The following is a 15,109-nucleotide window of genomic DNA, read 5'->3' as shown; positions in this document are numbered from 1 at the left end:
GGACGCAATTGAGTGAGGGCGTTCCGCCGATGTGGCGGAACGCCCTCACCCGGTTGGCTTCCCGGTGTGTCCGGTCAGCCGGTGAGCGAGTTCAGCTTCGCCAGATAACCGTCACGGTGACCGGCCGCATTCGGGTGGTAGGACTCATTGATCTTGTCCCATTCCAGGCTGGTCACCCAGGGGGTACCACCTGAGCAGAGCGTGTGCGGATCGAATATCGGCCGGGCGTCGAGGAATTCGAAACCGGCCTCGGCCGCACGGGCCGATGTGACGGAGGCCAGAGTGTCCGCCGCCGAGTTCATGGCGGCGCGTTCGGTGTCGCTCAGTCCGAATATTCCGCAGTTACCCCGGATGGTGTAGAGCCGCGGATAGCCGATGACGATGACTCTCGCGTTGGGCGCCTTGGCGCGCACCGCCGCGTAGGTCTGTGCCAGCGCGGGGGACAGATACGCCTGCGCGGCCTGCTTCGCGAGCTCGACGCCGTTGACGCAGTCCCGGTCGTCGATGGTGAGGATGCAGTTCGTCAGCACATCGACGAAACCGACGTCGTTGCCGCCGACCTGGAGCGTCACCAGGGTGGTGTCCGCCGTCAGCTGGGGAATCTGCGCATTGATCACATCGGTCGTGGTGGCACCGGAGCAGGACGCCTCCACGAAGGCGACCGACGGGTGCTGGGCGGCCCAGAGCCGGGAATAGGTCAGCGGGCCGCGCCGGCATTCGGCATTGGGATCGTCGTACGTCCGGGTGCCGGGGGCGACGGCGTACGAGTCACCCAGGGCCACATACTTGCCCGCGGCGGCCTGGGCCGAGGTCGATATCGTGGCCGCCGCGACGAATGCCAGCAGGACGGTGAAAAGTACCTTCAATGAGCGCACGGAAATGCTTCTCCAATGGTGGGGGGCATGGACCCCTTATGGATAGCAGTTCAGAATGTCATTGTGTTGTCGTGTCCATGAAAAAGTGATGACGTTTCATGGGGTATGTGGATGGCGGTGGCCACCAGGCCGCGATCGGCCGTCCAGCGTCCCGAGAATTCATCGTAACGCCGGTTTTCGACAACCGGGCCCGGTACCAAGAGCCTTGCCTGAAAGGTCCGTTCGACCGGATTGATGTCTATTTCCGCCTCGGAGAAATCGAGTTCGCGTCCGGTGAGGGGGTACCACACCTTGAAAACGCTTTCCTTGGCGCTGAAAAGGAGCCGGTCCCAGCTCACCTCGGGATGACGTCCCGTCAGATACTCGATCCGCGCGGACTCGCCCGGGAGTGCGATGGCCTCCAGCACACCCTCCGGCAGCGGCGCGTCGGGCTCCGCGTCGATGCCCAGCGCCGCCGTGCCGTCCGACCTGGCCACCACCGCGGCGCGATAACCGTCACAGTGCGTCATGCTGCCCACGATGCCTTTCGGCCACTGCGGAGCGCCGCGCGGATTGGGGAGCAGTGGTACGGGCGGCTGCCCCAGCCGGTGCATCGCGCGCCGGGCCAGCAGCCGTACGGTGGTGAACTCCCGCCGGCGCTTGGCCACGGCCCGCGCGACATGGGCGCTCTCCTGCGGGAACAGCGCCTCGTCCGGGCCCGGCGCGGGATCGTCGTACGCCGCCTCGGCCACGACCGAGGAAGGCAGGATCTCACCGATCACCGGACGTCCTGTCCGCCCGGCACCGGAAGGATCTGCCGCAGCGGCTCCCGGGGCGGCCGTTTGCTCCACTCGCGCGGATAGCCGACCGAGACCTCCTCGAAGCGGACCCCGTCGTACCAGGTCACCCGGGGGATGTGCAGATGCCCGTAGACCACCGTGGCGGCCCGGAAGCGCACATGCCAGTCGGCGGTCAGCTCGGTGCCGCACCACTGCGCGAACTCCGGGTAGTACAGCACCCGGGTGGGCTCGCGCACCAGCGGGAAGTGGTTGACCAGGACCGTACGCAGCGAGGGGTCGAGGGCGGAGAGCCGCCGCTCGGTCTCCGCGACCCGGGCCCTGCACCAGGCGTCCCTGCCCTCGTACGGATCCGGGTGGAGGAAGTACTCGTCGGAGCCGACGATGCCCGCTTCGGTCGCCACGCGCAGCGACTCCTCCATCGTGGTGGCGCCGGGTGCCAGGAACGAGTAGTCGTAGAGCACGAAGAGCGGGGCCACCACCACCGGACCGCCGGCGCCGCGCCACACGGGGTAGGGGTCCTCGGGGGTGGCGATGCCCAACTCCCGGCAGAGCTCCACCAGATGGAGATAGCGCTTCTCCCCGCGCAGATCGCACGGATCCTGCGGATGCGTCCACAGCTCATGGTTGCCGGGGGCCCAGATCACCCGCGCGAACCGGTCGCTGAGCAGCCGCAGCGCCCACTCGATGTCGGTGTACTTCTCGGCGACATCGCCCGCGACGATCAGCCAGTCGTCGTCGGAGAAAGGCCGTAGCTTCTCGACCAGCGCGCGGTTCTCGTCATACGCGACATGCAGATCACTGACAGCCAGAAGTCTTCCGTCGGGCACAGTACCGAACCTTTCCGTCGAGTCCTGTCGGTTCCGTTGCGTTCTGTCGGCTTCTGCCGGGCCCGGACGCCGGACCGGGCCCGGCGCGGTCACCCTGCGAGAGTACGCGGAAACATATGACATGGCCTCAGTGCCTTGTCACGGGCAGGTGCCGGCGCGAGCCCCGGCTCAGCCGCCGGCCGTCAGCGGTGCGGCGCGCGGGGACTCCTGGGCACGGGCCGCGTGGAGCCGGGCGTAGGCGCCCCGCTCCCGGATCAGCTCGTCATGAGTGCCCCGCTCGACGATCCGCCCCGACTCCATGACGACGATCACATCGGCGTCGCGGATGGTGGAGAGGCGGTGCGCGATCACAAAACTGGTCCTGCCCGCGCGCAGGGTGTTCATCGCGCGCTGGATGAGGACCTCGGTACGGGTGTCGACGGAACTCGTCGCCTCGTCCAGGACCAGGACCGCGGGCCTGGCGAGAAACGCCCGCGCGACCGTGATGAGCTGCTTCTCCCCGGCGCTGACGCCCGACGACTCGTCGTCCAGCACCGTGTCGTAGCCGTCGGGGAGGGTACGGATGAACCGGTCGGCGCAGGTCGCGCGCGCGGCGGCCACGATCTCCTCGCGGCTCGCGCCCTCCTGTCCGTAGGCGATGTTCTCGGCGATCGTGCCGCCGAACAGCCAGGTGTCCTGGAGGACCAGACCGAACCGCGCCCGCAGATCGTCGCGTGTCATCGACGCGATGTCCGTCCCGTCGAGCAGGATGCGGCCCCCGTCGACCTCGTAGAACCGCATCAGCAGATTGCCGAGTGTGGTCTTGCCCGCACCCGTGGGTCCGACGATCGCGACCGTACTGCCCGGCTCCACGGCGAGCGACAGATCCTCGATCAGCGGTGTCTCGGGGGAGTAGCGGAACGACACCCGGTCGAACCGCACCCGGCCCATGGTCTCGCCCGGCCGGGCCGCGGGCTCCGGATCGGGATCCTGCTCCCGCTCGTCGAGCAGGGTGAAGACCCGCGCGGCGGAGGCGATCCCGGACTGGAGCCGGCCGGCCACGCTCGCGACCTGGACGATCGGCTGGCTGAACTGCCGGGAGTAGAGGATGAAGGCCTGGACGTCCCCGAGCGTCAGCGCGCCGCTGACGACCTTCCACGCGCCGGCCACCGCCACCGCCACATAGCCGAGGTTGGCGATGAACATCATCGACGGCTCTATCGAGCCCGAGGCGAACTGGGCCTTGGCGCCCGCGCGGAAGAGCGCCTCGTTCTGGGCGTCGAAGTGCCGCTCGGCCTGCTCGCGCCGGCCGAAACCCCTCACCAGGGAGTGGCCCGTGTACATCTCCTCGACATACGCGTTCATCGCCCCCGTCGCGGCCCACTGGTCCGCGAAGCGGGGCTGGGCCCGTTTGCTGATCCAGGCCGCGAGCACGGCCGAGACCGGCACGCTCGCCAGCATGACCGCCGCCAGCGACGGGGAGATCACCAGCATCAGGATCAGCATGGTCACGATCGAGAACACCGAGGTGATCAGTTCGGCGAGGGTCTGCTGGAGGGTCTGCTGGAGATTGTCGACATCGTTGGTCGTACGGCTCAGCACCTCGCCCGCCGGGTGGCGGTCGAAGTAGCGCAGCGGCAGCTTCCCGAGCTTCTCCTCCGCCCGCTCCCGCAGCTCGAAGACCACCTTCTGGACGACGGCCGAGACCAGCCTGCCCTGGACGAGCATGAAGAGCGAGGCCGCGACATAGAGCACGAGCAGCAGCAGCAGCACCTGGCCGACCCGGCCGAAATCCACCCCCGGCGCCTCCGCCCCCGTACTCGCCCCCGGGCCCGCTCCCGTACCCGCGCCTGTGCCCTGGCCGCCCGTCAGCGCACCGTCGACGATCAGATCCGTGGCCCTGCCGAGCAGGAGCGGGCCGAAGGCGTTGCAGCCGATCCCGGCGATCCCCAGGACGAGTGCGACGGCGACCAGGGAACGGTGCGGCCGGAGCAGCGCGAGGAGCCTGCGGCCCGGTCCGGCGGACCGAGCCCGGTCAAGGCTGTCCGGCGAGGCCATGGAGAGCCTCCTCCTCGGTGAGCTGGGAGAGTGCTATCTCGCGGTAGGTCGGACTGTCGCGCAGCAGCGCGTCATGGGTACCGGTGCCGACGACCCGGCCCTCGTCCAGCACCACGATCCGGTCCGCCGAGCGGACCGTGGCCACCCGCTGGGCGACGGTCAGCACCGTCGCCCCCGCGGTCTCGGGCGCCAGCGCGGTGCGCAGCGCGGCGTCCGTGGCGTAGTCGAGCGCCGAGAAGCAGTCGTCGAACAGATAGATGTCCGGCCGGCGCAGCAGGGTGCGCGCGATGGCCAGCCGCTGGCGCTGACCGCCCGAGACATTGCTGCCGCCCTGGGCGATCGCCGTGTCGAGACCGTCGGGCATGGCCTCGACGAAACCGGCCGCCTGGGCGGTACGCAGAGCCCGCCACAGTTCCTCGTCGGTGGCGTCCGGCTTCCCGAACCGCAGATTCGTCGCGACGGTCCCGGAGAACAGATACGGCCGCTGCTGTACGAGGCCCACGGCGCGGCTCAGCACCGCGGGGTCCAGCTCCCGTACATCGACGCCGTTGACCTGTACCGAGCCGTCCGTGGCATCCATCAGCCGCAGCACCAGTTTGAGCAGGGTGGTCTTGCCGCTGCCGGTGCTGCCGAGGATCGCCACGCTCTCGCCGGGGGCCGCCGTCAGATCGATCCCGTGGAGTATCGGCTTCTCGGCGCCCGGGTAGCGGAACTCGGCCCCCCGGATGTCGAGCCGGCCCGCGTCCGCCGCCTTCGTCCCCACCGGCTCGGCCGGCGGGGTGACTCCGGTCGCGGTGCTCAGGATCTCCTGGACGCGCGCGGCGGACACCTTCGCGCGCGGCACCGACAGAAACACGAACGCGATCATCACGACCGACATCAGGATCAGTGAGAGATAGCTCAGAAACGCGCTGAGCGCGCCGATCCGCATCGCCCCGCTGTCGATCCGGTAGGCGCCGGTCCACAGGATCGCCACCATGAAACCGTTCATCAGCAGCAGCACCACGGGGAGCATCGACGCGATGAGCCGGCCCACCCGGCGTGACACATCGAGGAGTTCGGTATTCGTCCGGGTGAACCGGGCCCGCTCATGGGTGTCCCTGACGAAGGAGCGCACCACCCGCACCCCGGTGATCTGTTCCCGCAGCAGCCGATTCAGCCGGTCGAGATACGTCTGCATCCGCTCGTAGAGCGCCCCCATACGGACCAGGAGCAGTCCGAACGCGACACCGACGACCACCACCAGAACCACCAGGATCAGCGCCGGCGGAATGTCCTGCTGGAGCGCCAGGACGACGCTGCCCAGACACATCAGGGGCGCCGACACCACGATGCCGAACCCCGACTGGGCCAGTGTCTGCACCTGCTGGACGTCATGGACCGTACGGGTCATCAGCGACGGTGTGCCGAACCGGCCGATCTCCCGTGCGGAGAAGTCCAGCACCCGGCGGAAGACCGCCGAGCGGATGTCGCGCCCCATCGCCATCGCCGTCCGGGCGCCGAGCGACACCGCGCCGACGGCGGCCACGATCTGGACGACCGCCACGGCCACCATGAGCGCGCCGACCCGGGTGATGTAGCCGCTGTCGTCGGCGACCACCCCGTTGTCGATCAGGGCCGCGCCGAGCGTCGGCAGCAGCAGCGTGCCGAGAATCTGGACCAGTTGCAGAAGGACGAGCAGGGCCGCCGGCCACCGATAGGGACGTACATGAGTGCGCAGAAGTCCGAACAGCACGGAAAGACGCTCCGGTTGACAGCGCCGGCCCGGACGCCGACGCACACAGTGCACCGCATCACCGGCCCGAAAATCCCTAGTGTTCGCCCCGGTTCCGCTTCCCGGCGGTGTCCGTACCCGGGAATTCCCTAGTAAGCCGGGGATTTCTTGACACCGAGGTCGGCGGCTTGCGAGCGTGCCGGTGTCTATCGTCCGGACAGAAGCGTATTCGATGCGAGGTCGTCGACCTGGCTCTGCGTTTGGGCGGTCTCTCGGTGGTCGAGAAGGGGTAGGTATGTCCAAGCGTGCGCTGATCACTGGAATTACCGGGCAGGACGGTTCTTATCTGGCCGAGCATCTGCTGTCCCAGGGGTATCGGGTCTGGGGTCTGATCCGGGGACAGGCCAATCCGCGGAAGTCCCGGGTCAGCAGGCTCGTATCCGAACTGTCGTTTGTCGACGGCGATCTCATGGACCAGGGAAGTCTGGTCTCCGCCGTCGACACCGTGCAGCCCGACGAGGTCTACAACCTCGGCGCGATCTCGTTCGTGCCGATGTCGTGGCAGCAGGCGGAGCTGGTCACCGAGGTCAACGGAATGGGTGTGCTGCGGGTCCTCGAAGCGATCCGCATGGTGAGCGGACTCAACGGCTCCCGCGCGGCCGGCGGCGGCCAGATCCGCTTCTACCAGGCGTCGTCCTCGGAGATGTTCGGCAAGGCCGCGGAGACCCCGCAGCGCGAGACGACGCTCTTCCATCCGCGTAGCCCGTACGGTGTCGCGAAGGCCTACGGGCACTTCATCACCCGTAACTACCGGGAGTCCTTCGGGATGTACGCGGTCTCCGGAATGCTCTTCAACCACGAGTCCCCGCGCCGCGGTTCGGAGTTCGTGACCAGGAAGATCTCCCTCGCGGTCGCCCGGATCAAACTCGGACTCCAGGACAAACTGCACCTCGGGAACCTCGACGCGGTACGTGACTGGGGCTTCGCGGGCGACTATGTGCGCGCCATGCATCTGATGCTCCAGCCGGACGAGCCGGACGACTACGTGGTGGGCAGCGGCGCCATGCACTCGGTCAGGGACGCGGTGCGGATCGCCTTCGAACACGTGGATCTGAACTGGCAGGACTATGTGGTCATCGACCCCGAACTGGTGCGTCCCGCCGAGGTCGAGGTGCTCTGCGCCGACAGCGACCACGCCCGCGCCAAACTGGGCTGGAAGCCCACCGTCGACTTCCCCGAACTGATGAAGATGATGGTGGACGCCGATCTCCATCAGGTCTCCCGCGAACATGAATACGGGGACCTTCTGCTGGCCTCGAACTGGTAGCGGATCGCCGGGCCGCGGGAAACTAGGGATTTCCCGTCGCGCTTCCGACGACACTCGCCACATGGTTTCCCCGAATCGGCCGCGAAGCCATGTGGCTTTCCCTTCACCGCAGTAATACGGCATACCGCGGTGCACGGCATACCGCGGTGCACGACGAGCGCGAGATGTCCGGCGTGATTCATGTTCGGCCGCTGGCTGTCGAGATGGGTTGAGTTGAGATGGACAACGAACAGAAGCTCCGGGACTACCTCAAGCTTGCGACCGCCGATCTCCGAAGGACGCGGCAGCGGGTCAGCGAACTAGAGACGGCCGCCCAGGAGCCGATCGCCATTATCGGTATGACCTGCCGCTACCCCGGGGGCGTCAGCAGCCCGGAGGATCTGTGGCGCATGGTCGAGGCCGGCGGGAACGGTATCTCGGAGTTTCCCGCCGACCGCGGCTGGGACACCGGGGCACTGGCCTCCGCCTCGACCTCCTCCGGCGGATTCCTCCACGACGCGCCCGACTTCGACGCCGACTTCTTCGGTATCTCGCCGCGCGAGGCCGTGGCCATGGACCCGCAGCAGCGGATCGTGCTGGAATCCGCCTGGGAGGCCTTCGAACGCGCCGGTATCGACCCGGCCTCGGTCAAGGGCAGCCAGACCGGCGTCTTCATGGGGGCGATGGCCCAGGACTACCGGGTCGGGCCCGCCGACGGCGCCGAGGGATTCCAGCTCACCGGCAACACCGGCAGTGTGCTCTCCGGCCGTATCTCCTACACCTTCGGCACGGTCGGCCCCGCCGTCACCGTCGACACCGCCTGCTCGTCCTCCCTGGTGGCCGTCCATCTCGCCGCCCAGGCGCTGCGCTCGGGCGAGTGCTCCCTCGCCCTCGCCGGCGGTGTCACCGTCATGTCGAGCCCCGGCACCTTCATCGAGATGGGCCGGCAGGGCGGGCTCTCCGCCGACGGGCGCTGCCGCTCCTTCGGCGACACGGCCGACGGCACCGGCTGGGCCGAGGGGGTGGGCGTGCTGGTGCTGGAGCGGCTCTCGGACGCGCGGCGCAACGGACACGAGATCCTCGCCGTCGTCCGGGGCAGCGCGGTCAACCAGGACGGCGCCTCCAACGGACTGACCGCCCCCAACGGCCCCTCCCAGCAGGAGGTCATCCGGCAGGCCCTGATCAACTCCCGTCTCTCGGCCGATCAGATCGACGCCGTCGAGGCCCATGGCACCGGTACCACCCTCGGCGACCCCGTGGAGGCGCAGGCACTGCTCGCCACGTACGGCCAGGGCCGGGACAGGAGCAGGCCGCTGCTGCTCGGCTCGGTCAAGTCGAACATCAGCCACACCCAGGCCGCCGCCGGTGTCGCCGGTGTGATCAAGATGGTCATGGCGATGCGGCACGGAGTGCTGCCGCGCACCCTGCTCGCCGACGAGCCCTCCTCGCACGTCGACTGGGAGCGGGGAGCGGTCCGTATCCTCACCGAGAACACCGCCTGGCCCGAGACGGGAGAGCCCAGGCGGGCCGCCGTCTCCTCGTTCGGTATCAGCGGCACCAACGCGCACACCATCGTCGAGCAGGCCCCGGTGCATGCCGGACAGACCCGGGCGGAGCCGGGGCGGGCCCCGGCCGTCCCGGAGACCGCCGCCGACGCCGGGGCGCGGGCCGCGCGCGTCGAGCCCGGCACCGTACCGCTGCTGGTCTCCGCTCGGACCGGGGAGGCGCTGCGGGCCCAGGCCACCGCGCTGCTCTCCGCCCTGGAGACCACTGCCGGGGAGCCCGTCCTCGACACCGCCTACTCACTGGCCACCACCCGGGCCGGTTTCGAGCACCGCGCGGTGGTCCTCGCCGCCGACCGCGCCACCGCGCTCGCAGGGCTGACCGCCCTCGCCGAGGACGGCGCGTCGGCCGGTCTCATCCGGGGCACCGCCCGGAGCGAGGGGAAACTCGCCTTCCTCTTCACCGGCCAGGGCGCGCAGCGCCTCGGCATGGGCCGTGAACTCCACGCGCGGTTCCCGGTCTTCGCCCAGGCCCTGGACGCGGCGCTCGACGCGCTCGACCCGCTGCTGGACCGCCCGCTGCGGGAGGTCCTCTGGGGCGAGGACGCCGGGACGCTGGACCGTACGGAGTACGCGCAGCCCGCGCTCTTCGCCGTCGAGACCGCGCTGTACCGGCTGGTCGAGTCCTGGGGCGTCAAGCCCGACCTGCTGAGCGGCCACTCCGTCGGCGAGATCACCGCGGCCCATGTGGCCGGGGTGCTCTCGCTCGCCGACGCGGCCACGCTCGTCGCCGCCCGGGGCAGGCTGATGCGGGCGCTGCCCGCGGGCGGTGGCATGACCGCCGTACAGGCCACCGAGGACGAGATCGCCCCGCTGCTGGCCGGACACGAGGACACCGTGTCGGTCGCGGCGGTCAACGGACCCTCGGCGCTCGTGCTCTCGGGGGAGGAGGAGGCCGTCGCCCGGATCGCGGCCCGTCTCGGCGCGCAGGGGCGCAGGACCAGGAAGCTGCGGGTCTCGCACGCCTTCCACTCACCGCTCATGGAGCCGATGCTCGACGAGTTCCGGACCGTGGTCGAGGGGCTGGCCCTCCAGGCCCCGCTGACACCGGTCGTCTCCAACCTCACCGGCGAGCCCGCCACGGTCGCCCGGATCACCTCCCCCGACTACTGGGTGGACCATGTACGCCACGCCGTCCGGTACGCGGACGGGGTCCGCTGGCTGGCCGGTCACGGGGTGACCGCCTTCCTCGAACTCGGCCCCGACGGTGTGCTCTCCGCGATGACCGAGGAGTGCCTCGACACGACGGACGGCACGACGGAGCACACGCCGGACGGCACGCTGGAAGATACGGCGGGCGGCCCGGCGGACGGTGCGGGGGAGCGTGCCGCGCTGCCCGCCCTGCGCGCCGGCCGGCCCGAGGTCCGTACCCTCACCGCGGCCCTGGCCGGGCTGCATGTACGGGGTGTCACCGTCCGCTGGGACGCGTACTTCGCCGCCACCGGGGCGCGCCGCGTCGACCTCCCCACCTATGCCTTCCAGCGCCGCAGGTACTGGCCCCGGGGAAGCCAGGGCCAGGGCACCGATCTGCGGGCCGCCGGTCTCGGCGCCGCCCACCACCCGCTGCTCTCGGCCGCCGTCTCCCTCGCCGACTCCGAAGGCGCCCTGCTCACCGGCCGGCTCTCGCTCCAGACCCACCCGTGGCTCGCCGACCACACCGTGGGCGGCACCACCCTGCTCCCCGGCACCGCCTTCCTCGAACTCGCCGTGCGCGCCGGTGACGAGGTCGGCTGCGACCGGGTCGAGGAACTGACCCTGGCCGCACCGCTGATCCTCCCGGAGCGTGGTGGTGTCCAGGTCCAGCTCTGGGTCGGCGCCCCCGACGACTCGGGCCGCCGTACCGTCCAGGTGTACTCACGCCCCGAGGGTGACGACGAGGCGGTGTGGACCCCGCACGCCACCGGTGTGCTCGCCCTCGGCGACGAGCAGCAGGGGCAGGGCGACGGGCAGGGGCAGGGCGAGGGGCCGGGGCACACGGACTTCGACGCCTCCGTCTGGCCCCCGGCCGGGGCCGAACCCGTCGCCACCGACGGACTGTACGAGCGCCTCGCCGAGGACGGCTTCACCTACGGTCCGCTCTTCCGGGGGCTGCGCTCGGTCTGGCGGCGCGACGGCGAGGTGTACGCCGAGGTCGCGCTGCCCGAGGGAGGCACGGACGGAGGTGCGGACAGCGGTACGGACGGAGGTGCGGACGGCGCGGACGCGTTCGGACTGCACCCCGCGCTGCTCGACGCGGCGCTGCACGCGGCCCCCTTCATAGAACTCGGCGCGGAGAGCCGGGGCGCCCTCCCCTTCTCCTGGGAGGGCGTCTCGCTGCACGCGACCGGCGCCTCGGCGCTGCGCGTACGGCTCACACCGGCCGGTGAGGACGCGGTCTCGATCAGCGTGGCCGACACCTCCGGCGCGCCGGTCGCCTCCGTCGGCTCACTGGTGCTGCGCCCGGTCGCGCGGACGCGTCCCGACGGCGCCGCCACGGCCGCCCGGGACGCGCTGTTCGCCCTGGACTGGGTGCCCGTACGCCACGCGCCGCCCCTTCCCGGCCGGGTCGCCCTGGTCGGTCCCGACGCGTTCGGACTGACCGAGGACCCGGCGACGGCGTCCCCGGCCGAGCGGCACCCGGATCTCGCCGCGCTGGCGGCGGCGGAGTCCCCCGTACCCGCCGTGGTCCTTGTGACGGTCACCGGCGGGGCGGGTGAGGACGCGGCGCGCTCCGCCCACACCCTGACCGCCGATGTCCTCGCCACCGCGCGGGACTGGCTCGCCGAGGAGCGGTTCGCCGGCTCCCGGCTGGTGTTCCTGACCCGGGGCGCGGTCGGGGGCGACGACCTCGCGGCGGCGGCGGTCTGGGGCCTGGTGCGCTCCGCGCAGTCGGAGAACCCCGGCGCCTTCGCTCTGGTCGACCTCGATCCGGCGCGGCCCGCCGCCCTGCCCCTCGCGGCCCTCGGCACGGACGAGCCGCAGACGGTGGTCCGTGACGGTGAGGTCCTCGCCGGACGTCTGGTGCGCAGGTCCCCGGGCGACAGCGGGGCCGGACCGGTGTGGGACACCGAGGGCCGGGTACTGATCACCGGCGGTACGGGTGGTCTGGGCGCGGTGTTCGCACGGCACCTGGTGGCGGAACACGGTGCCCGGCGGCTCCTGCTGGTCAGCCGCCGGGGCCCGGCGGCCGAGGGCGCCGACGACCTCGCCGCCGAACTGACCTCCCTGGGCGCCGATGTCGTCCTCGCCGCCTGCGACGCGGCGGACCGCGCGGCGCTGGCGGAGCTGCTCGCGGCGCACACGGTCTCCGCCGTGGTGCACACGGCCGGGGTGCTGGACGACGGCGTCCTCGGCTCGCTCACCCCCGAGCGGCTGGACACCGTACTGCGTCCCAAGGCCGACGCGGCCTGGCATCTCCACGAGCTGACCCGCGACCTCGGTCTGACGGCCTTCGTGGTCTTCTCCTCCCTCGCCGGAGTCCTCGGCGGCGCCGGACAGGGCAACTACGCGGCGGGCAACGCGTTCCTCGACGCGCTCGTCGAGCGCCGGCGGACCGAGGGCCTGCCCGGTACCTCCCTCGCCTGGGGCCCCTGGGATCTCACCGGCGCGACGAGCGGCGGTATGACCGGCTCCCTGGCCGGCTCCGAGGTGCGGCGCCTCTCCCGCTCGGGAGTGCCCCCGCTGCCGGTGGAGCGGGGCCGGGCGCTCTTCGACGCGGCGCTGGCGTCCGGCGAGGCCGCCCTCGTCCCCGTACGGCTGGATCTGCCCGCACTCCGCGCGCAGGGTGAAGTGCCGCACGTGCTGCGGTCGTTGATCCGCACCCGTGCGCGCAGGACCGCGGTCTCCGGTTCCGCGACGGCCGGCGGACTGGCCCAGCGGCTCGGCCGGCTCGACGAGAGCGGCCGGGTCGATCTGCTGCTCGATCTCGTACGGGGACAGGCCGCCCTCGTACTGGGTCACGCCGGCGGTCAGGACATCGACGCGGGACGGCCCTTCCGCGAGCTGGGCTTCGACTCGCTGACGGCGGTCGAACTGCGCAACCGGCTCACCACCGTGACCGGGCTCCGGCTGCCCGCCACCCTGGTCTTCGACCATCCGACCGTCCGCCATCTGGTCACCTACCTCCTCGGCGAACTGCTCGGCGCGGACCCGGCGCCGGCCGCTCCCGCGCCGGCGCGCACCGCCGCCGCGGCCGACGACCCGATCGTGGTCGTGGGCATGGCCTGCCGCTATCCGGGCGGAGTGGCGTCGCCGGAGGACCTGTGGCGGCTGGTCACCGAGGGCACGGACGCGATCTCCGGATTCCCCGCCAACCGCGGCTGGGACCTGGACTCGCTCTACCACCCCGACCCGGACCACGCCGGTACGGCCTACACCCGCTCCGGCGGATTCCTGCACGAGGCGGGGGAGTTCGACCCGGAGTTCTTCGGGATGAGCCCGCGCGAGGCACTGGCGACCGACTCGCAGCAGCGGCTCCTCCTGGAGGCGTCCTGGGAGGCCGTGGAGCGGGCGGGCATCGATCCGCTCACCCTGCGCGGCAGCGCGACGGGCGTCTTCGCGGGGGTGATGTACAGCGACTACAGCGCGGTCCTCGCGAGCCCCGAGTTCGAGGGCTTCCAGGGCAGCGGCAGTTCGCCGAGCCTCGCCTCCGGCCGTGTCTCGTACACCCTGGGCCTGGAGGGCCCGGCCGTGACCGTCGACACCGCCTGCTCGTCCTCACTGGTGGCGCTGCACTGGGCGATGCAGGCGCTGCGCTCGGGGGAGTGCTCGCTCGCGCTGGCCGGCGGAGTGACCGTGATGTCGACCCCGTCGGTGTTCGTGGACTTCTCCCGGCAGCGGGGACTCTCCCCGGACGGCCGCTGCAAGGCCTTCTCCGACACGGCCGACGGGGTCGGCTGGTCCGAGGGCGTCGGCATGCTCGTACTGGAGCGGCTCTCGGACGCCCGGCGGAACGGACACGAGATCCTCGCCGTCGTCCGCGGCTCCGCCGTCAACCAGGACGGCGCCTCCAACGGACTGACCGCCCCCAACGGACCCTCGCAGCAGCGGGTGATCCGCCAGGCCCTCGCCGGCGCCGGACTGTCGGCCGAGGACGTCGACGCGGTGGAGGCCCATGGCACCGGCACCACCCTCGGCGACCCGATCGAGGCCCAGGCCCTGCTGGCCGCCTACGGACGCGACCGCGACCCCGCGCGTCCGCTGCTGCTCGGCTCGGTGAAGTCCAACATCGGCCACACCCAGGCGGCGGCCGGCGTCGCGGGCGTCATCAAGATGATCATGGCGATGCGCCATGGCACGCTTCCCCGGACCCTCCACGCCGAGGTGCCCTCCTCGCACGTCGACTGGTCCGAGGGCGCCGTGGAACTGCTCACCGAGCAGACGCCCTGGCCCGAGACCGGCCGCCCGCGCCGGGCCGGGATCTCGTCCTTCGGCATCAGCGGCACCAATGTCCACACCATCATCGAGCAGCCCCCCGCCGCCAAGTCCCCCGCGCGGAGCGCCCCGCGCGCCACGGCGGGACCCGTCCCCTGGCTGATCTCCGGCCGGACCAGGGACGCCCTGCGCGGGCAGGCCGCCCGATTGCTCTCGTACGTACGGGCGGAGCCCGGCCTCGATCCGCTGGACGGCGCGTTCTCGCTGGCCACGACCCGCTCGCGGTTCGACCGGCGGGCGGCCGTGGTGGCGGACGGCCGTGAGGCGCTGCTGAGGTCGCTGGCGGCGCTGGCCGCCGGCCGCCCCGACGCCGGGGTCGTCGAGGGCGAGGCGGCACGGCGCGGACGGACCGCGCTGCTCTTCACCGGGCAGGGCAGCCAGCGGCCCGCCATGGGACGCGGACTCTACGAGCGGTTCCCGGCGTTCGCCGAGGCACTGGACGAGGTCGCCGCCGTACTCGACCCGCTGCTGGAGCGTCCGCTGCGCGAGGTGCTGTTCGCCGCCGAGGGCACGGACGAGGCCGCGCTGCTGGACGAGACCGGCTGGACCCAGCCCGCGCTCTTCGCTTTCGAGGTGGCGCTGTACCGGCTCGTACGG

7 protein-coding genes (1 of these 7 running past the window's edge) are annotated in these 15,109 nt (G+C 71.3%); 2 read left to right on the top strand and 5 right to left on the bottom strand.

The window, feature by feature from the left end; all coding sequences use genetic code 11:
* Positions 1–74 precede the first annotated feature (74 nt).
* The 5 genes from ACWGDX_RS14490 to ACWGDX_RS14470 form a co-directional block, all read right to left on the bottom strand.
* Entirely contained in the window at positions 75–875 is an 801-nt protein-coding gene (locus tag ACWGDX_RS14490; protein ID WP_453625503.1) for an SGNH/GDSL hydrolase family protein, read from the bottom strand.
* Positions 876–925: 50 nt separating this feature from the next.
* The gene (locus tag ACWGDX_RS14485; protein WP_453625501.1) at positions 926–1,636 is read right to left on the bottom strand and encodes a 4'-phosphopantetheinyl transferase family protein; all 711 of its coding nucleotides are present in this window, start codon (positions 1,634–1,636) and stop codon (positions 926–928) included.
* Positions 1,633–2,481, bottom strand: coding sequence for a metallophosphoesterase family protein (locus tag ACWGDX_RS14480; protein ID WP_365903632.1), 849 nt, complete (start codon positions 2,479–2,481; stop codon positions 1,633–1,635). The genes ACWGDX_RS14485 and ACWGDX_RS14480 overlap by 4 nt, the downstream gene beginning before the upstream one ends.
* Before the next feature lie 168 nt (positions 2,482–2,649).
* Positions 2,650–4,518 carry an ABC transporter ATP-binding protein gene (locus ACWGDX_RS14475; RefSeq protein ID WP_453625498.1) on the bottom strand — a complete coding sequence of 623 codons (1,869 nt, stop codon included), beginning with the start codon at positions 4,516–4,518 and terminating at the stop codon, positions 2,650–2,652.
* Positions 4,496–6,253, bottom strand: coding sequence for an ABC transporter ATP-binding protein (locus tag ACWGDX_RS14470; RefSeq protein ID WP_453625497.1), 1,758 nt, complete (start codon positions 6,251–6,253; stop codon positions 4,496–4,498). The genes ACWGDX_RS14475 and ACWGDX_RS14470 overlap by 23 nt, the downstream gene beginning before the upstream one ends.
* A 274-nt stretch (positions 6,254–6,527) precedes the next feature.
* Between ACWGDX_RS14470 and ACWGDX_RS14465 the strand changes: the two genes are divergently transcribed.
* Positions 6,528–7,559 carry a GDP-mannose 4,6-dehydratase gene (locus ACWGDX_RS14465; RefSeq protein WP_453625495.1) on the top strand — a complete coding sequence of 344 codons (1,032 nt, stop codon included), beginning with the start codon at positions 6,528–6,530 and terminating at the stop codon, positions 7,557–7,559.
* A gap of 218 nt (positions 7,560–7,777) precedes the next feature.
* Positions 7,778–15,109: the beginning of a type I polyketide synthase gene (locus ACWGDX_RS14460; RefSeq protein WP_453625493.1), read on the top strand. It continues 22,020 nt past the right edge of the window; the window shows 7,332 of its 29,352 coding nt (coding positions 1–7,332); it begins with the start codon at positions 7,778–7,780; its stop codon lies off the right edge, out of view.

Source organism: Streptomyces sp. NPDC055025 (genome assembly GCF_053608565.1).
This window is presented reverse-complemented; position numbering and strand designations above follow the sequence as displayed.

What these genes read in the sequence shown, in the direction of transcription:
- ACWGDX_RS14465 (WP_453625495.1), top strand. Translation starts at nt 6,528, where the DNA reads ATGTCCAAGCGTGCGCTGATCACTGGAATTACCGGGCAGGACGGTTCT.
- ACWGDX_RS14475 (WP_453625498.1), bottom strand. Translation starts at nt 4,518, where the DNA reads ATGGCCTCGCCGGACAGCCTTGACCGGGCTCGGTCCGCCGGACCGGGC.